This is a genomic window from Streptomyces gottesmaniae, from assembly GCF_031845845.1.
Lineage (GTDB): Bacteria > Actinomycetota > Actinomycetes > Streptomycetales > Streptomycetaceae > Streptomyces > Streptomyces akebiae.
Window position 1 is genome coordinate 12,675 of record NZ_JAVRFJ010000051.1, and the last position, 17,864, is coordinate 30,538.

The 17,864-nt window shown below is 73.3% G+C and carries 12 protein-coding genes; 6 read left to right on the forward strand and 6 right to left on the reverse strand.

Annotation, left to right across the window (positions count from 1 at the left end; all coding sequences use genetic code 11):
* Window positions 1-85 precede the first annotated feature (85 nt).
* The 3 genes from RM704_RS39360 to RM704_RS39370 all read left to right on the forward strand — a co-directional run bounded on the left by RM704_RS39360 (window position 86) and on the right by RM704_RS39370 (window position 4,617).
* Entirely contained in the window at window positions 86-1,885 is a 1,800-nt protein-coding gene (locus RM704_RS39360) for a hydroxysqualene dehydroxylase (protein ID WP_438828980.1), read from the forward strand.
* An 89-nt stretch (window positions 1,886-1,974) separates the two neighbouring features.
* Window positions 1,975-3,723: a SulP family inorganic anion transporter gene (locus RM704_RS39365; RefSeq protein WP_033531432.1), complete on the forward strand. Its 1,749-nt coding sequence runs from the start codon at window positions 1,975-1,977 to the stop codon at window positions 3,721-3,723.
* A 108-nt stretch (window positions 3,724-3,831) separates the two neighbouring features.
* Entirely contained in the window at window positions 3,832-4,617 is a 786-nt protein-coding gene (locus tag RM704_RS39370; RefSeq protein WP_033531433.1) for an MBL fold metallo-hydrolase, read from the forward strand.
* Between the two features lie 59 nt (window positions 4,618-4,676).
* On the opposite strand, the gene RM704_RS39375 is transcribed toward RM704_RS39370, so the two are convergent.
* The 4 genes from RM704_RS39375 to RM704_RS39390 all read right to left on the reverse strand — a co-directional run bounded on the left by RM704_RS39375 (window position 4,677) and on the right by RM704_RS39390 (window position 8,052).
* On the reverse strand, window positions 4,677-5,366 hold the full coding sequence (locus tag RM704_RS39375; protein WP_033531434.1) for an alpha/beta fold hydrolase: 690 nt from the start codon (window positions 5,364-5,366) through the stop codon (window positions 4,677-4,679).
* An 81-nt stretch (window positions 5,367-5,447) separates the two neighbouring features.
* Complete coding sequence (locus RM704_RS39380) at window positions 5,448-6,302, reverse strand: alpha/beta hydrolase (RefSeq protein WP_311592663.1); 855 nt, start codon at window positions 6,300-6,302, stop codon at window positions 5,448-5,450.
* A 202-nt stretch (window positions 6,303-6,504) separates the two neighbouring features.
* A complete protein-coding gene (locus RM704_RS39385) occupies window positions 6,505-7,314 on the reverse strand; it encodes a VOC family protein (protein WP_033531435.1) in 810 nt (269 codons plus the stop codon).
* A 72-nt stretch (window positions 7,315-7,386) separates the two neighbouring features.
* Entirely contained in the window at window positions 7,387-8,052 is a 666-nt protein-coding gene (locus tag RM704_RS39390; protein WP_033531436.1) for an SDR family NAD(P)-dependent oxidoreductase, read from the reverse strand.
* 153 nt (window positions 8,053-8,205) lie between these two features.
* Here RM704_RS39390 and RM704_RS39395 point away from each other — a divergent pair, with 153 nt between their 5' ends.
* Window positions 8,206-9,087 carry a PaaX family transcriptional regulator gene (locus RM704_RS39395; protein WP_033531437.1) on the forward strand — a complete coding sequence of 294 codons (882 nt, stop codon included), beginning with the start codon at window positions 8,206-8,208 and terminating at the stop codon, window positions 9,085-9,087.
* Between the two features lie 1,008 nt (window positions 9,088-10,095).
* Here RM704_RS39395 and RM704_RS39400 read toward each other — a convergent pair.
* The gene (locus tag RM704_RS39400) at window positions 10,096-12,501 is read right to left on the reverse strand and encodes a SpoIIE family protein phosphatase (protein WP_033531438.1); all 2,406 of its coding nucleotides are present in this window, start codon (window positions 12,499-12,501) and stop codon (window positions 10,096-10,098) included.
* Between the two features lie 179 nt (window positions 12,502-12,680).
* Here RM704_RS39400 and RM704_RS39405 point away from each other — a divergent pair, with 179 nt between their 5' ends.
* A complete protein-coding gene (locus RM704_RS39405; protein WP_033531439.1) occupies window positions 12,681-14,327 on the forward strand; it encodes a serine/threonine-protein kinase in 1,647 nt (548 codons plus the stop codon).
* On the opposite strand, the gene RM704_RS39410 is transcribed toward RM704_RS39405, so the two are convergent.
* On the reverse strand, window positions 14,261-15,802 hold the full coding sequence (locus RM704_RS39410; protein WP_052146466.1) for a glycosyltransferase family protein: 1,542 nt from the start codon (window positions 15,800-15,802) through the stop codon (window positions 14,261-14,263). The genes RM704_RS39405 and RM704_RS39410 overlap by 67 nt on opposite strands.
* Window positions 15,803-16,006: 204 nt before the next feature.
* Here RM704_RS39410 and RM704_RS39415 point away from each other — a divergent pair, with 204 nt between their 5' ends.
* Window positions 16,007-17,761 carry an acyltransferase gene (locus tag RM704_RS39415; RefSeq protein ID WP_078937439.1) on the forward strand — a complete coding sequence of 585 codons (1,755 nt, stop codon included), beginning with the start codon at window positions 16,007-16,009 and terminating at the stop codon, window positions 17,759-17,761.
* Window positions 17,762-17,864 lie beyond the last annotated feature (103 nt).

Sequence of the window (17,864 nt, forward strand, 5' to 3'; positions counted from 1 at the left end):
GCCTGATACGGCATCAAGCCAAAGTGATCCCGGTCGCGTCGGTCGCCTTCCGGGATCGGTGCGTCGCTCCTATCTTCGTACGCCAATGGTTACCGACGGTAAGGGGTGGGCGATGGACGCGCTGGGCGGCACCACACGCAGAAGGTTCCTGGGTACGGCGACGGCCGCCGGTGGCGCCCTAGCCCTGGGCACCACCGGGCGGGCCGCCGCCCAGGACGGTGCCGCCGCACCGACCGTGGCCGTCCTCGGCGGGGGCGTCGCCGGGCTCACGGCGGCGCACGAACTCGCCGAACGCGGTTTCCGGGTGACGGTCTACGAACGCAAGGCGCTGGGTGGCAAGGCCCGCAGCATGGACGTACCGGACAGCGGTACGGGCGGCCGTGCCCCGTTGCCCGGAGAACACGGCTTCCGCTTCATCCCGGGGATCTATCACAACCTGCCCGACACCATGCGCCGCATCCCCTTCCCGGGCAACGCCCATGGCGTGCACGACAACCTCGTGGCGCCCAAGGAGATGCTGTTCGCCCGGTCCGGCGGCCGCGAGGACATCAGGATCCCGCTGCCCTGGCCGGACAGCAGCCCCGCCGAACTCACCCCCGACGAGATCCGCCGGGCCGTCACCTCGGTGCTCGACACGGCCTTCAACCTCCCGCTCCACGAGGCCCTCTACTTCGCCAACCGCTTCCTGGTCTTCCTCACCAGTTGCGACGAACGCCGCGACGAGACCTGGGAGCGGACGCCGTGGTGGGAGTTCGTACGGGCCGGGCAGATGTCGTACGACTACCAGCGGATCCTCGCCGTCGGCATCACCCGCAACATCGTGGCCACCAAGGCGGAGGAGGCCAGTACCCGTACCGTCGCCACACTGCTGGAGGCCTTCGCCTTCAACCTGCTCGGGCGGGGCGCGGACGGACCGCTGGACCGGATCCTCGACGCGCCCACGAACGAGGCCTGGATCGATCCGTGGGTGACGCATCTGAGGTCGCTCGGGGTCGAGTTCCGGGTCGGCTGGACCGTACGGGACCTGACCCTGGAGGAGGGCCGGATCGGCGGGGCCGTCATGGAGGATCCGGCGGGCGCCCGGCGGACCGTCACCGCCGACCACTACATCTCGGCCATGCCGGTCGAGCACGCCCGTCGCACCTGGAACTCCGCCGTGCGGGCCGCCGATCCCCAACTCGCCGCGTGCGACCGGCTGCAGACGGACTGGATGACCGGCATCCAGTTCTATCTGACCGAGCGCACGCCGATCCTGCACGGCCATCTCGACCTCATCGACTCCCCCTGGTCGCTGACCGCGATCGCGCAGGCGCAGCACTGGCCGAGGCACGACTTCCCCGCCGACTTCGGTGACGGCACGGTCGCGGACTGCCTCTCCGTGGACGTCTCCGAGTGGGACCGGCCGGGCATCCTCTACGGGAAGACGGCCAAGCAGTGCACCCGCGCCGAGGTCGCCCGCGAGGTGTGGGCGCAGCTGAAGGCGGCGCTCAACGACACCGGCCGTACGGTCCTGAAGGACTCCGTGCTGCACTCCTGGTTCCTCGATCCGGCCGTGGACGGACTCGGCACTCCGAACCCGGTCAACGAGGAGCAGTTGCTCATCCATCCGACAGGGACCTTCCACCACCGTCCCCGATCGGCGACGAGGATCCCCAACCTCTTCCTGTCCGGCGACTACGTGGCCGTGCCCATCGACCTGGCGACCATGGAGGGCGCCAACACCTCGGCCCGGCAGGCCGTCAACGCCCTGCTGGACCGGACCGGTTCGTCCGCCGAACGGTGCACCGTCACCCCGCTGTACCGGGCACCCGAGTTCGATGCCCTCAAGCGCCACGACCGCACCCGGTACCTCCTGCGGCTGCCGAACCTCTTCGACCTGGGCTGACAGCGCCGTCCGGCAGGGGCGACACTGCGCCGTCCGCGCCGGGGTCCCGCCGTTCGCGTGCCACGCTTGCCCGGACGGAAGGACGGTCTGTGACAACCCAGCGCAAGAGTCGAGGGCTTCTCTCCCGGGTGCGGGCGGTTCCCGGGGTCCGTGCGGTGTCGTCCTACCGGAGCGAGTGGCTGGTGAAGGACCTGGTCGCGGGGGTCGTCCTGACGACGCTGCTGGTGCCGCAGGGCATGGCGTACGCCGAGCTGGCGGGCCTGCCGCCCATCACCGGTCTCTACACGACGGTGCTCTGCCTGCTCGGGTACGCGGTGTGCGGGCCGTCCCGGATCCTGGTGCTGGGCCCGGACTCCTCGCTCGGGCCGATGATCGCCGCCACCGTGCTGCCCCTGGTGGCGGCGGACGGGGACCCCGACCGGGCCGTGGCGCTGGCGTCGATGCTCGCGCTGATGGTGGCGGCCGTCATGATCCTGGCCTCGGTGGCGAAGCTCGGTTTCATCGCCGACCTGATCTCCAAGCCGACGATGATCGGCTATATGAACGGCCTGGCCCTGACCATCCTGATCGGTCAGCTGCCCAAGCTGCTCGGCTTCAAGGTCGAGGCGGACCATCTGATCGGCGAGTGCGTCGGGTTCGTCCGGGGGCTCGCCGACGGGGCGGCGGTGCCGGCCGCCGCCGCGGTCGGCTGCGGCGGGATCGTCGTGATCCTGGTTTTGCAGCGCTTCCTGCCGAAGGTCCCCGCGGTGCTCGTGATGGTGGTCCTGGCGATCGCCGCGGCCACGGCCTTCGACCTCGGCGCACACGGCGTCAGCCTGGTCGGCGAACTGCCCGAGGGTTTCCCGCCGTTCACGATCCCCGACATCCGGCTCTCCGACCTCGCCCCGCTGTTCGGCGGGGCCCTGGGCATCGCCCTGGTGTCCCTGGCCGACACGATCTCCAACGCGTCGGCCTTCGCGGCCCGTACGGGGCAGGAGGTCCGCGGCAACCAGGAGATGACCGGGGTCGGGGTGGCGAATCTGGCGGCCGGTCTCTTCCAGGGCTTCCCGGTCAGCACGAGCGGGTCCCGGACCGCCGTGGCGGAGCGCGCGGGGGCCAGGAGCCAGCTCACCGGGGTCGTCGGAGCGGCACTGATCGTCCTCATGCTGGTGCTGGTTCCGGGTCTGTTCCGTGATCTGCCCCAGCCGGCCCTGGCCGCCGTGGTCATCACCGCGTCGCTCTCCCTGGCGGACATCCCGGGGGCGGTACGGCTGTGGCGGCAGCGCCGGGCGGAGTTCCTGCTCTGCCTCGCGGCCTTCCTGGGCGTGGCCCTGCTGGGCGTACTGCCCGGCATCGCCGTCGCCGTGGGGCTGTCCGTCCTCAACGTCTTCCGGCGCGCCTGGTGGCCCTACAACACCGTGCTGGGGCGGGTGCGGGACCTGGAGGGCTACCACGACGTCCGCTCCTACCCCCAGGCCGGTCAGCTGCCGGGCCTGGTGATCTACCGGTTCGACGCACCGCTCTTCTTCGCCAACGCCAAGACCTTCCGCGACGAGGTCAGGCGCCTGGCCGCGGCCGAGCCGCGGCCGAGCTGGATCGTGATCGCGGCGGAGCCCATGACCGACGTCGACACCACCGCCGCCGACGTGCTGGAGGAACTCGACGAGGACCTCAACGCCCGGCAGGTGCATCTGGTGTTCGCCGAGCTCAAGGACCCCGTACGACGCAAGATCGAGCGGTACGGTCTCACCCGCACCCTCGACCCCCGGCACTTCTTCCCGACGGTGGAGTCCGCCGTCGCCGCGTACCGTCTGCGCACCGGAGCGGAATGGGGCCCACCGTCGGCCGAGGAACGGTGACGCCGGAACCACGGGCCACGAGGTCGAGGGACCGGCCCGTACGCTGTCCGCCGTTTCCTCTCCCTTCCTCTCCCTTCCTCTCCTCGACACCCCGAAGGCGGTACTGCCGTGAAGGTGCACCACCTCAACTGCGGGACCATGCTGCCGCTCACCGGCGCGCTGGTCTGCCACGTCCTGCTCGTCGAGGCACCGGGCGGACTGGTGCTGGTGGACTCCGGGTTCGGGCTGCGCGACATCGCCGAGCCCGGACGCCGGCTGGGGACGTCCCGGCATCTGGTCAGGCCCGTGCTCCGGGCCGAGGAGACGGCCGCGCGTCAGGTCGAGGCCCTCGGGTTCCGGCGGGACGACGTGCGGCACATCGTCGTCACCCACTTCGACTTCGACCACATCGGCGGCCTGTCCGACTTTCCCGACGCCCAGGTCCACACGACCGCGGCCGAGTCCCTGGGTGCCCTCGTCTCCCCGTCCCGGCGGGAACGGTCCCGGTACCGGTCGGCGCAGTGGGCCCACGGGCCGAAGCTCGTCGAGCACACTCCGGACGGCGAGGCGTGGCGCGGATTCGCCGCCGCCAAGGAACTCGACGCCGTCGCCCCGGGAATCGTCCTGGTGTCACTGCCGGGGCACACCCGCGGTCACGCCTGCGTCGCGGTCGACACCGGAAGCGGCTGGATCCTGCACGCCGGTGACGCCTTCTTCCACCGCGGAACGTTCGACGGGCGCTCCCCCGTCCCCGGTCCCCTGCGCGCCGTGGAGCACCTGCTGGCGCACGACCTGAAGCAGGTGCGCGCCAACCACGCCCGCCTCGCCGAGCTGCACCGCCGGGCCGACGCCGATCTCACGGTCGTCAACGCGCACGACCCCGTCCTGTACGAGCGCGCCCGCACCGCGCCGTAGCCACGGCGCCGCACGCGCCGCCCCTGGTGGCGAACGTCGAGCGGGCGGGTGTGCGGGCGTCAGATCCAGTCGTCGAGGGACTTCATGAAGCCGTCGAAGTCGTCCCGGTGGATGGTGTGGCCCGCCCCGGGGACCGTACGGACCACGAAGCCGTCGGCCCTGAGGCGGTCGGCGGCCTCGGGGCCGATCAGGAAGCTGGGGTCGGCGAGTTGGAGGAGGGAGGGGACGACGGGGCGGTCGGGGAGGAAGCCGGTGAGCGGGCGCCCGCCGAGGAAGTGCGCGGAGCCGGCGTCCCAGGCGGCCAGTGTGGCCATCTCGATGTCGACGTCCTCGGGGTCCCAGCGGGGGTTGAGCGCGGCAGTCCGGGCGCGGGTGGCGTGTTTGAAGGCGGCGAACACCTCGGGGCCGACATCGGGGCCGGCCGACGACCAGGCCGGGTCCGAGTAGACCGCCCTCCGGGGCCGCAGCCGTTCGACGGCGAGGGAGAGGGCGAGCCCGCCCAGGGAGTGCCCCAGCGCCAGGTCGGCCTCGCGGGGCAGGGTGTCGACGAGGTCGTCGGCGAAGAGCCGCGGGCTGTAGGCGCCGCGCGCCGAGAGCCCGTGGCCGCGCAGGTCCACGGCGATCACCCGGTAGCCGCGGTCCGCGAGCGCCGGGGCGACCCGGCGCCAGGTGCGGGAGTCGGACATGATGCCGTGGACGAGCAGGGCGGTCCGGTCCCCGGCGCCCCATTCACGGGTGTGCAGCCGCACGTGGTGCCCTTCGTCGGTGGGACGGCCGGTCGGATCCGAGGCCTCGGGGTCAGCAGTGTCCCCCCGACGGGGCGCGCGCCGTCAAGCCACGTCGGGGACGGCGGCGTCGAGGGCGGTGCGCAGGGAGGTGGCCATCAGGTCTATCGCCTCCTTGCCGGCCGGCACCGGGCCGGTGTGCGTGAAGTAGTGGTCGACGCCCTCGAAGACGCGGTGGGTGACCGGGACCCCGGCGGCCGCCAAGGCCTTGGCGTAGGCGTCGCCCTCGTCGCGCAGGCGGTCGTTCTCGGCGGTGATGACGAGGGCGGGCGGCAGTCCGGCGAGGTCGTCGGCGAGTCCGGGTGAGACCAGGGGGTCGGCGCGGTCGGCCGGATCCGGGACGTAGGCGGCGGTGAAGATCCGCATGATCCGGGGGCTGAGCAGCGGCTTGGCGATGCGGGACCGCTTGGTGGCCGGATCGGTGACCTGGTCGAGTGCCGCGGAGTCGATGATCTGGAGGCGCGGTGTGAAGATGCCCCGGGCGCGGGCCGTCCGGCAGACCCCGGCGGTCAGGTTGGCCCCCGCGCTGTGTCCGCCGACGGCGACCCGTGAGCCGTCCCAGCCATGGGCCTCGCCGTTCTCCACGACCCACTCGACGACGTCGTAGGCCTGGGTGACGGCGACGGGGAAGACGTGCTGCGGGGCGACGGAGTAGTCCACGTTGACGACGACGCAGCCGGCCGTGGCGGCGATGTAGCGGCAGATGTGGTCGTCCTGTTCGGGGCGGGCCACGATGAAGCCGCCGCCGTGGAAGTTGACGTAGACGGGAGCGGGGGTGGAGGTGGCGGCCGGCGGGCGGTAGACGGTGCAGTCGACCGGGCCGGCGCCGGTCTCCACCCGGAGGGTTTCCGTCCGCTTCGGGATGTCGGTGAAGCGCAGATCCTGGTGGACTCGGCTCATGACGCCACTGAGCAGCAGCTGAACCCCTCTGGCCTGAATTCTGGCACCGAACGACATGATCGCACCCACCCATCGCTGCAACATTGAATTAACAGGATTCCTGTTGATGGGATGATGGACGCTGATCCTGTTTTCCGCAACGGTGAGCACGCCACCGTCGCGGGAACGGTGGCGTGGGGGGTGCGAGAGAGGGGCGCGGAGGTCAGCTCTCGGCGGCGAGGAGGACGAAGTCCGCGCCCGACGGGTCGAGGCAGACGGCCAGCCGGCCGACGCCCGGCATGTCCTCGGGGCCCATCTGCACGCTGCCGCCGTTCCCGGTGACCGCCGCGACGGCCGTGTCGCAGTCGGTGACGGCGAAGACGGGGTGCCAGTACGGCCGTCCGCCGGTCAGGGTGAGGTCCTCCTCGCGGAGCTGCATGAGGCCGCCCTGCATCCGCTCCTCGGGCAGCCCGGCGGGCGTGATGAGGGTGTACGCGCCCCCGTCGCCCGGCATCGGCATGTCGCCGAACTGCCAGCCGAGGACGCCGCCGTAGAACTCCCGGGCGGCCGAGGCGTCGGTGGTGTACAGCTCGGTCCAGGACAACGAGCCCGGCTCGTCCGCGAGCTCGAAGCCCGCGTCCGTGCCCGGCTGCCAGACGGCGAACTGGCCGCCGAGCGGGTCGCTGTACTGGGCCATCCGCCCCCATTCGCCGAGGTCCCTCGGCGGCACCCGCACCGTGCCGCCGGCGCCCTCCACGGCCCGCGTCGTGGCGTCCGCGTCGGTGACGGTGTAGTAGATCATCCAGGCCGAACGCGCGCCCTGCTCGGTGAGTTCGCCGAGTCCGCCGACGACCTTTCCGTCCTTGCGGAACATGCCGCCCGAGCCCTCCGACTCCGCCCCCTCGTCCCCGCCGCCCATGGGCTCGTACTCCCAGCCCAGCACCGCCCGGTAGAAGGCCGCCGCGGCCGGGAGGTCGCGGACGCCGAGGTCCATCCAGCAGGGGGAGCCGGGCGTCAGGTCAGTGGTGATCACGGGATTCCCCTTCGCGTTCTCGGTTCTGTGCCTTCAGCCTGACACCGCCCGCGGGCACCCGCGCGCCGACCGTCAGGCGTCGAGGTCGTCGGCGAAGTGCCGGAAGCCGTGGCGGTCCCGGTGGATGCCCCAGAGGGTGTCGGCGAGGACGGCCGGGTCCTTGCGAGGATGCCCGGGGACGATCGCACCGGGCACCACGAGCTGCGCGACGTGGATGCCCTCCGCCCCGAGGGTGTCGTGCAGCAGGTGGCCGTACGCACTCTCGGCGGCGAACGCGATGGACGTCCCGGCCCGGTCGGGGTGCGGGACCACGGCCGTACCGCCGTTGACGAACAGGATCGTGCCGCGACCGAGGGCGCGCATACCGGGCAGCACCTGCCGTACGGCGGCGACCGCGCCGTAGACGGAGAACTCGATCGGCCCGACCAGGTCCGTGTGGCTCGTCTCCAGCACCGGCAGCATGAAGTCCCGGTGCGGCGAGGGGCTGTACTGCAGGACCTCGATCGGGCCCAGCGCCGAGCGTGCCGCGTCGAGCGCGGCGGTCACGGCCTCCGGGTCGCGCACGTCGGCGGTGAACCCCCGCGCGGTGACGCCCCGGTCGGCCAGGTCGGCGGCGAGCGCCTCGGTACGCTCCGGGTCGCGGGCGACGAGCGCGACGGCGAACCCCTCACGGCCGAAGCGACGGGCGACGGCCGCGCCGAGACCCGGCCCGGCTCCGATGACGGCGATGGTGGTCATGACTCGCGTGCCTCCCTGACGGAACGTGCTAGACGGTCCCCACTGTCCCGGAGGCGTCGATGTTGTGCGCTTCCTTTACGGCGATTCAAGAAGTACCTGATCCACGGTGACCTCCCCGGCGGGGTGCCGGCGGGCGGCCGTACGCTTGCCCCCGTGGAGGACCACGACATCCTGGACACCCCGGACGGCACCCCGGACAGCGACGCCTCGGACGGCCCACAGCCGCGCCCGCAGTCGCTCATGCTCGCCTTCTTCGGCAACCACGTGCTGGAGGGCGACGGCGACGTGTGCGTGTACTCGGGCAGCATCATCGACGTGCTCGGCCGGGTCGGCGTCGGCGAACAGGCCGTACGTTCCACCCTGACGCGGATGGTCAACCGCGGTCTGCTGCGGCGCCGACGCGAGGGCCGCAAGATGTACTTCGGCCTCACCCCGCAGGCGTCGCGCGTCCTGTGGGACGGCCGCACCCGCATCTGGAAACAGGGCGCGGTCAACGACGACTGGGACGGCACCTGGACCCTCCTCGGGTTCTCCCTGCCCGACTCGTGGAAACGCCAGCGGCACGACCTGCGGTCGCGGCTGACCTGGTCCGGGTTCGGCGCCCTGTACAGCGGGCTCTGGATCGCCCCGGGGAACGTCGACATCGCCGCGGCCGTCGCCGAACTGGGGCTCACCGACCACGTCAAGATCTTCCACGCCCGGGCCGACGTGGCCACCGACATCGAGCTGATGATCCGCGACACCTGGGACCTGGAGGGCATCGCCGCCCGCTACGTCACCTTCGACAAACGCTGGACGGCCGTCCTGGGCTCAGGGGTCGGCTCGGGCGACGATCCGATCGGCACTCGGTTGCGGCTGGTCAGCGAGTGGCTGTGGACCATCCGCACCGACCCCCGGCTCCCCGCCCGTCACCTTCCTCCCGAGTGGCCCGCCCGCCCGGCCGAGGAGACCTTCCGCCGCGTCGCCGAGCTGACCGCCGCCCCGGCGCGGCGCACGGCCGGCGAGCTGCTCGACACGGTGCCGCCGCTCCGCTGACCGACCGGTTCGCCGCCGGACGCCCCCGGACGCCTCCCGCCCGTCCCGGGCAAACCGTCCAGCACCCGGAGACGGTCGCGACGACGGCGAGGAAGAGCACGTCCATCGGGCCGGGGGCCATACCGTCCGGCGGTGACGAGCCGATCGACGCTGGACGCCATGGTGCCCACGGCGACGCCGATGTAGTGGTGATCGCGGGCACCGGCGGTGCCGTCGGCCTGCTGCTGGGCGGCGTCCTGAGCGAGCACCTCGACCGGCGCTGGACCCTGTACGTCAACTTCTCGGCCCCGGCACCCCGGGCAGCGACGGCAGGCTCCCCGGCGGCAGCTGCGACGTCACTCCGTCCAGCCCGTCGGTGACCGGCCGCACGACCGTTTTCGGTGACCGGCCGCACGACACCCTCGACGACCGACTCCACGGTTCGCCCGGCCGCAGAGCCCACGACCTGCCCGGTCACGGGCCTTACCGCTCGGTCGCTCAAGGGTCGTACCGCTCGGTCGGTCACGGGTCGTACGGCGTGCCCGGTGACCGGCCGCACCACGTGCTCCGTGACGGGACGCACCAGGTGCTCCGTGACGGGCCGTGAACCGGGATCGGTGACGGAGCGTGAAACGGAGTCGGTGACGGCCGGCGAATCGGGGTCGGAGGCCCGCCGCGGCAGTGAGTCGGTGACCGGCTGTACGGCGGTGTCGTCGACCGGGCCTGCGGCCTGCTCGGTGAGCGGCCGCACGACGTGCTGTGTGACGGCGGTCAGGAGGAGCCGCGCATCCTTCGCCGCCGCGGCCTTCGCCGGCGGAGTTGTCCTGCTCGGCCGGCGCGGCGCCCCCGTCCACGACCCCGGCGCCACCCCCGTGGTCCACGTCGGAGGCGACGGCTCCCGAAGCCGGGTCGGGGCGACCTCCCCCGCGCTCCGACCGCCGCGAAGCGGCCGGCCGGTCTTCCGGCGGGCCACTTCAGGTCACCGGCGCGGGCGCATCGTCCGAGACCGTCGGGCCGGCCACAGCGGGTCTAGAGGGCGGCCGGCTCGGGGAAGGTGAGCTCGGCGGAGTCGCTCAGTTCGGCCCAGACCGTCTTGCCCTGGCGGGCGCGGCGGGTGCCCCAGTCCTCGGCGAGCTGGGCGACCAGGAGGAGGCCCCGGCCGCCCTCGTCGTAACCCCGGGCGCGGCGCAGATGCGGCGTGGTGCCGCCTGAGTCGGAGACCTCGCAGATGAGGGTGCGGTCGCGGATGAGTCGCAGCCGTACGGGGGGCCGGCCGTAGCGGATGGCGTTGGTGACGAGTTCGCTGACCACCAGCTCGGCGGTGAAATCCAGCTCTCCCAGGCCCCAGTCCTCCAACTGCCGGGTGACGTGCGCCCTGGCCCGCCCGACGGCGGCGGGTTCGGCCTCCAGGTCCCAGGTGGCGACCTGTCCCGCACCGAGGGCGTGGGTCCGGGCCAGCAGCAGGGCGACGTCGTCGGGGGGCCTGGCCGGGAGCAACGCTTCGAGTACGGCGTCGCAGGTGGCCTCCAGCGAGGGGGCCGGCCGGGCGAGGGCGTCGCGGAGCCGAGCCAGGCCCGCGCCGATGTCGTGGTCCCGGGCCTCGATCAGACCGTCGGTGTAGAGCGCCAGCAGACTGCCCTCGGGCAGTTCGAACTCCGCCGCCTCGAACGGGAGCCCGCCCAGGCCGAGCGGCGGACCCGGCGGCAGCTCCAGGATGTCGACGGTGCCGTCCCGGCCGACCACGGCGGGCAGCACATGCCCCGCACGAGCGAGCGTGCAGCGGCGCGACACGGGGTCGTACACGGCGTAGAGGCAGGTGGCCCCGATGTCCCCGCCTCCTGTGACGGCGTCGGCCGCGCCGGTCCCGGCGACCGCGGCGGTCCCGGGCTCCTCGTCCGCGCCGTTCTCCTCCACCTCGGCGGCCAGGCGGAGCACGACGTCGTCCAGGTGGGTGAGGAGTTCGTCGGGCGGCAGATCGATGTCGGCCAGGGTGCGCACGGCGGTCCTCAGGCGCCCCATGGTGGCGGCGGCGTGGATGCCGTGCCCCACGACGTCCCCCACCACGAGGGCGACTCTGGCCCCGGAGAGGGGGATGACGTCGTACCAGTCGCCGCCCACGCCGCCCTGGGCGTCGGCGGGGAGGTAGCGGAGGGCGACGTCGACGGCGGACTGCCTCGGCGTGCTGCGCGGGAGCAGGCTGCGTTGCAGGGTGAGGGCGGTGGCGCGGGCGTGTGTGTAGCGACGGGCGTTGTCGACGGCGATCGCCGCCCTCGCCGCGATCTCCTGCGCGAGCAGCAGATCCTCGTCGTCGAACGCGTCGGGATTGCGGTCCCGGCAGAACTGCGCGACACCGAGGGTGGTCCCCCGCGCCCGCAACGGCACGACCAGCGTGGAGTGCACCGGGCGCCGAGCGCCGGAGCTGCCGTCCACGGCCGCGGGTCGGCCCCCGCAGGCGCCCTCGCCGCCCGCACCCCCGTCCACAGCACCCGCGCCGTCGTCGTCGCCGGGGCGCCCGCCGGTCCCGGCGCTCGCGCCGCCCTTCCCTGCCGCCCGGGCCCCGGTTTCGCCCCAGCCTCCTTCCCCGGCGCACCCGCCGCCCGCGGGCTCGGCGGCCGCGTACGGCCCCCGGTGGCCGCCGCCGAGGCGGTGCCTGGTCGGCTGGCCCGTGGCCAGGGCGCGGGACGGCGGTGAGCCGGGCGGGAAGGTGTGGGGCGGTCGAGGGGTGGGCGTGGCCGCCGGGCCCGGGTGGGCGACCGAGCGCTGGGCGACCCGGTGGAGCAGGGGCGACGCGGGCGGGTCGTCCGGCGGAGTGCCGTGGGCGCCGAGCGCGGAGTCGAGCAGGTCGACGGTGACGAGGTCGGCGAAGTGCTCGGTGGCGAAGTCGGCCAGTTCCTGCGTGGTGCGGGCGATGTCCAGCGTGGTGCCGATGCGGACGCTCGACTCGTTCACCATGGACAGCCGCCAGCGCAGTCGCCGGTCCCGCTCCTCCTCGTAGGCCACGACGCCCTGCTCGGAGGTGCGGTCCAGGTATCCGGTCGCCGACACGATCAGGCTGCGCGCGGCCTCGCTGATCAGGGCGGCGTCGTCGGTGCACCGGGGCATCTCCGCCAGCAGGTGGTCGAGGATGATGCCCTGGCCGAGCCGGAAGGCCCGCAGCACCGTGCTCACGGGGACCCCGTGCCGGGCGACACGGCGTACCCGCTCCAGTCCGGCGGACGGTGCCTCGATGCCACCCGGTTCGACGCCGTGCAGCAGTGCGGACAGTCCCGCGACGACGTGCTCGGCGACGTTGTCCACGGTCATGGCGTCGGGGTGCGCCCAGAGTTCGGGCATCTCGCGGCGCAGGCATCGCTCCACCTCGGCGATCAGCTCGTCCGCTCTGGGGACGAGCTGACGCGCGACACGGGCCACGAGACCGTCAGCCGTGGAGTCCACAGTCACGACGGTACGCCGAACAACCGCTTACGCCCCACCGCGAGCCCGCCCGCCCCGCCCGGTCCGCCCGTGCCGTTAGCGGCCCCGCCGTCCTTGGGCGGTCCTCCGCGCGGGTCGTCGCCTCGGCCCGGTTATGGTGACGAGGCGAATCGAACGTACGCAGGGCTGGCGGAGGGCACGTGGTGTCGGACGTAGGGCGGCTCGTCGCCGGGCGCTACAGGCTCACGGAGCAGATAGGCCGCGGCGGCATGGGCACGGTGTGGCGGGCCGGTGACGAGGTCCTCGACCGCCAGGTCGCCGTGAAGCGCCTGCACGTGCAGCCGCATCTGTCGCCCGACGACCTCGTCACCCTGTACGAGCGCACGCGCCGCGAGGCGCGCAGCGCGGCCAGGATCGCCCACCCGAACGTGATCGTCGTCCATGACGTCGTGGACGACCGTCTGGACGCCCCCACCGGCGGCCCCGTCGACGGTGTCCGGGCCGGCGCCGAGGGCGGTTCCGGTGACGGCCGGCCCTGCATCGTCATGGAGTACGTCCCGGCGCCCACCCTCGCCGACCTCCTCACCGACGGCCGTACCCTCCCGCCCGAGGAGGCGGCCCGTATCGGTCTGGGCATGGTCGCCGCGCTGCGCGCCGCGCACGCCGCCGGCGTACTGCACCGCGACGTCAAACCCGGCAACGTCCTGCTCGCCGCCGAGGGCCGGGTCGTTCTCACCGACTTCGGCATCGCGATGACGGCGGACGCCTCGACCCTCACCAAGACCGGCGAGATGGTCGGCTCCATCCCCTACATGGCCCCGGAACGGATCCGCGGCCACAAGCCCGGTCCGGCGTCGGACCTGTGGGCCCTCGGGGCCACGCTCTACCAGGCGGTCGAGGGCCGGCCGCCGTTCCGCCGCCTCACCGCGATGGAGACCGCGTACGCCATCGCCGTGGACCCCCTGGAACCCCTGAAGCGGGGCGGCGCCCTGGAGCCCCTCATCGAGGCCCTCCTCGCCAAGGACCCCGCCGACCGGCCCACCGCCGAGGAGACGGAACGGGCACTCCGCGCCGTGGTGTCCGGCCAGGCGACCATGGCTCTGCCGACGCAGATGCCGATGCCGATGCCAACGCCGTCGCCTTCACCCTCACCGGGGGCCGGAGGCCCGACCGAGGGAGGTACGTCCACCGGCGGCTCCCCCACCGGAGGCTCGCGCGGGGTCCGGAGGAAGCGCCGGCTCCTCGTCCCGGTCGCCGTCGCCGTGACCGTGGCCGCGACGGTCGCCGGCGCCGCGCTCTCCATGCCCTCGACTCTCTTCGGGGAATCCCCCTCCCCGGGCGGGGGCGGCTCCGCCACCCCTTCCCGCTCCCCCTCCCCCTCGCCCGTGCCCGACGGCTTCCGTCTGGTCACGGACGGGACCCTCGGGATCTCCTTCCCCGTCCCGGACGGCTGGCGGGCCGGCAAACGGACGTCCGAGTCGGTCACCTACACCGACGAGACGGAACTCGTCGGACTCACCATCGGCGTCGTGGACCCCGCCGGCTCGCACCCCATGGCCCACTTCGAGGACATCGAGGCGAACACCAAGATCAACTACCCGGGCTCGTACCGGCGGCTGCGGATGCAGCAGACCACCTTCCGCGGGGAGCCGGCGGCCGTCTGGGAGTTCACCTTCCAGGGCCGGGCCCGGGCCTTCCGCGCCATCGACCTCGGGTACGGCCGCGAGGGTGAACGGGAGTACGACATCTACCTCTCGGCCCCGGACGCCGACTGGGACACCTACCGCCCGGTCTTCGACAAGGTCAGGGACGGCTTCGCCACGGGCGTCTCCCCTACGGCCCCCTGAGCCCGGCCCCCCGTCGGCGCCACATGCAGCCGGAACCCCGCGACCCGGCGCTCCGGCCACGCCCGCGCGTACTCGGGCGGCCCGCCGCCCGGTGCGACCAGTGCCGCCACGGGCATACGGTCCGCGGTGCGCAGGATGCCGTCCCGGGTGATGTTGGCGTTGTTGCCGCTGGTGTGGGCGGAGGAGCAGCCCGCGTAGTAGGCGATGGGGATGGCGTAGTCGCCGGTCAGCAGACAGGGCGGACGCACACCCAGGCGCCGCAGTTCGGCGGCGACCCGGTCCCAGTCGCGATGGAACGCGGTGGTGCGCGAGACGGTGCGGTCCAGCACCGCGTACTGCACCGCCAGATGGCCGACGAGCCCGAACGCCACCACGGCCGCCACGACCGGCCGTCGCGCCCCGCCCGGCCCAATGACGAGGTCCAGCAGCGCGTCGGCGACCGGGATCGCCAGCAGGGCGTACGCGGGTAGCAGGAAGCGAGGGGCGGCATACCCGATCAGGAACAGGTAGGGGACGGCGGCCGTGGCGGCGCAGACCAGCGGCACCACCGTGGGCGTCGCCCGCCCGGCCCGGACCGCCACGGCCAGGCCGAGAGCGGCCAGCACCGGCAGGACGAACCACCAGGCGATGACCGCGGGATGCGGCAGGTCGCCGGTGCACGGCCGGCACAACGTACGCCCCACCAGGCTGCGCAACTGGTCGTCGACGGCGATGTTCCAGCCCAGCCCGCCCTGGATCCGTGACCCGTCGGCCAGCCGCCGGGCGGGCCCGCCGAACTGGGCGTAGGCCTCCACGACCCACGCGACCACGCCGGTGGCGAGGCCGGCCCCCATCACCCCCAGGAGCCACGGGCGCCGCCACCGCCGTACGACCACCAGCAGCGTGAACAGCGGGAGCGTCACCCACACGGTGTCGGTGGGTCGCATCCACGCCATCAGCGCCGTGGCCGCGCCCGCGCCCCACAGCGCCGCCCGGTCCCCCGGATCGTTCCGCGCCCGCAGGAAGCACCCCACACAGCCGAGCGCGCCGACGGCGACCCAGTAGTTGGGCATGGCCTGCGGCCCGTAGAAGAGGGTCACCCACAGGGACGCGAACAGCGCCCCGGCGAGCGCCAGAGTGCGTGCCGGGAAGAGTCCTCGCCAGGCGCGCAGGGCGAGGTACAGCCCCACGCCCGACAGCACCGCCAGGTACACCCGCAGCACCGCGGTGGAGGACGTCCAGACGACCACCGGTGCCACGAGCAGCGGCACCCCGCGCGTACGCGGCGCGCTGAAGAACGCCGCCGGCGCGTGCGGGCTGACCTGGCTGACGTACACGGTCTCGTCCCACCCGAGCCCCATCCCCGGTGGTACGAGCAGGAGTTGGGCCAGCGTGAAGGCTCCGGCGACCACGGCGACGGGACCGAGCCCCGGTGCCACGGCGGCCGGGACGGCGACGGGCGCGACGACCGGAGCGGCATTCGAACTCATGCGCATGGACCCATCCAGGGGCGAACCGACAGACCTCTGACCCGACAAATGCATTTAAAGGGACAAAAGGACGAGCCGCCCGCCGCAGTACGACGACCCGGCGCAGCGCCCCGCGGTCCTCCCTCACCCACCCGGCGCAGCGGGCCCGCCCCCTCGCGCAGGGGGCGGGCCCTCTTCCTCGCCGGACGCGGGTCCGCCTAGCGTGCGCCCATGGATCACCGACAGCCGCCGTCCGCGCAGCCCTTCGACGCCGCCGACCACCCCGGACACCGGGGCGGTCTCGGCCCCTCGGTCCGCTTCGACCACTGCCCCTGGCTGTTCGAGAAGGAGGCGACGGAGGAGCAACGGGCCGCGCAGCGGGAACGGCAGCGGTCGCTCGACGGAGACAGCGAGGTGGGCGAGGGCTGCTACGTGGCCGAGTCGGCGGCGGTCCTCCCCGACCTCCTCCGTCTGGGCGACGATTCGTACATCGCCGCCCACGCCTATGTCACCGGCACCCTGACCACCGGCACGGACTGCACCCTGAACCCCTTCACCGTGGTCCGCGGCACCGTCTCCCTGGGCACCGGCGTGCGCGTCGGCGCCCACACCTCCCTCCTCGCCTTCAACCACTCCACGGCCCCCGACCGCCCGATCCACCGGCAGCCCCAGACCAGCCGGGGCATCACCGTCGGCGACGACGTCTGGATCGGTTCCCATGTGGTGGTCGTGGACGGCGTGACCATCGGCGACCACTGTGTGATCGGCGCGGGCGCCGTGGTGACGAAGGACGTACCGGCGTGGACGGTGGCCGCGGGGAATCCGGCCCGCCGGATCCGGGACCGGCGGGAGCCGGCGGGCCGGAGGCGGGAGACCGGCGGCGCGGACCGGGAGGCGACCGGCCCTGACGTCCTGGCGGGGTTCGCCGACACCGCGCGCGCCCAGGCCGCCGACCTCCTCGCCCGCAGCTGGAACGGCGACCGGTACACGGACCGCCCCGGCGTCGCCCCCACCGTACGGGCCCACTGCGACGCCGTGGAGATCGCCGACCTGCTGCTGTCGAGCGCCCCCGCACAACTGGACAGGGCGGAACACATCGAGCGCCTGACGTCCCTCCAGGACCCGGAGACCGGCCTGGTACCCGAACTCGGCGAGCGACCGCCCCCCATGGACGCCGACGGCTTCACCGGCGAGGGCCCGGCGCTGTACCACGTCCTGTCGGTGGGCTACGCGCTGGACCTCCTCGGTGCCGCCTTCCCCCGACCGGTGCGCGGGGTCCGCGACATGACGGCCCCTCAACTCGTCGCCCGGCTGGAGCGACTGCCGTGGCGGGACCAGGCGTGGACAGCGGGCGCGTGGATCGACTCCTGGGCCACGGCGGCCCACTGGAACCTCCGGCATCCGGACGGCGCGGGCCTCGCCCCGGGCACCCTCGAAGCCCTCTTCGGCTGGCTCCTCACCCGCGCCGACCCCTGGACCGGCATGTGGGGCAGCCCTTCCGGCAGCGCCGGCCGCCTGCAGGTCGTGAACGGCTACTACCGGCTCACCCGGGGTTCCTTCGCACAGTTCGGGGTACCCGCCCCGCATCCGGAACGGGTCGTGGACGCGGTGCTGGACCATGCACGTGACACCCGCTACTTCGGTGCGGGCCGGGAGAACGCCTGCAACGTCCTCGACGTCGCCCATCCGTTGTGGCTGTGCGCACGGCAGTCGGGCCTCGGGGGCGGAGGCGAGGGCGGCTACCGGTCGGCCGAGATCCGCGGCTGGGCCGAACAGCGGCTCACCGCCGTCCTGGCACGCTGGCAGGACGGCAGGGGGTTCGGGTTCGGACCGGGTACGGCGGGACCGGGCCCCGAACCGGGGCTGCAGGGGACCGAGATGTGGTTGGCCATCGTCTGGCTGCTGGCCGATCTGCTGGGCCGCTCCGAGGCCCTGGGCTATCGGCCACGCGGTGTGCACCGGCCCGAACCGGCCGCCGGGGCGTGAGACACACCACTTCCCGGAACGTCAGCGTCCGTACTGCTCCTTACGGGTGGTCGCGCCTACCCCCAGGTGCCGGGCATCGCGCAGGGGCGGAAACGGCCTCGGG

Coding starts and splice junctions, on each gene's coding strand:
- RM704_RS39360 (WP_438828980.1), top strand. CDS start 86: ATGGTTACCGACGGTAAGGGGTGGGCGATGGACGCGCTGGGCGGCACC.
- RM704_RS39380 (WP_311592663.1), bottom strand. CDS start 6,302: ATGAGCCGAGTCCACCAGGATCTGCGCTTCACCGACATCCCGAAGCGG.
- RM704_RS39390 (WP_033531436.1), bottom strand. CDS start 8,052: ATGACCACCATCGCCGTCATCGGAGCCGGGCCGGGTCTCGGCGCGGCC.
- RM704_RS39410 (WP_052146466.1), bottom strand. CDS start 15,802: ATGCGCATGAGTTCGAATGCCGCTCCGGTCGTCGCGCCCGTCGCCGTC.
- RM704_RS39415 (WP_078937439.1), top strand. CDS start 16,007: ATGGATCACCGACAGCCGCCGTCCGCGCAGCCCTTCGACGCCGCCGAC.